The sequence below is a fragment of the Zoogloea sp. genome (assembly GCF_023150065.1).
Classification (GTDB): Bacteria; Pseudomonadota; Gammaproteobacteria; order Burkholderiales; family Rhodocyclaceae; genus Zoogloea.
This window is the reverse complement of the sequence record NZ_JAKLLN010000112.1, coordinates 265-735: the sequence shown is the minus strand read 5'-3', so window position 1 is coordinate 735 and position 471 is coordinate 265. Positions and strand designations below refer to the sequence as shown.

Sequence of the window (471 nt, the reverse complement as noted above, 5' to 3'; positions counted from 1 at the left end):
GGCATGGTCAGCCCCGGCGAGTTCATCCCGCTGGCCGAACAGAGCGGCCTCATCCGCCCGATGACCGACTGGCTGCTGGCCCGGGCGGTGGATCAGATCGCCGCCTGGCGGGCTGCGGGCCTCACGCCCGGGCGGGTCAGCATCAACATGTCGGCCCACAGCTTCTATGGCGGCGGGGTGGTGCGGCTGATCGACGAGGTGCTCGCGCGCACCGGCGTGCCGGCGTCCCAGCTGGTCGTCGAGATCACCGAAGGCACCCTGATGCACGACCACGTGGCCGCGCTGCAGGTGCTCAACGCCCTGCGCGCGCGCCAGATCGGGATCTCCCTCGACGACTTCGGCACCGGCTACTCCTCCCTCGGCTACCTCCAGCGCTTCCCCATCGACGAGATCAAGGTCGACCGCTCCTTCGTCACCGACCTGGACAGCAACCCCGGCAACCAGGCGCTGGTGAGCGCCATCGTCGGGCTC

General features: G+C 70.1%; 1 protein-coding gene. It reads left to right on the top strand.

What is annotated here, in order from left to right; genetic code table 11:
- The coding region (locus tag L6Q67_RS23740) for an EAL domain-containing protein (protein WP_296576040.1) at window positions 1–471 on the top strand (471 nt) is incomplete at both ends.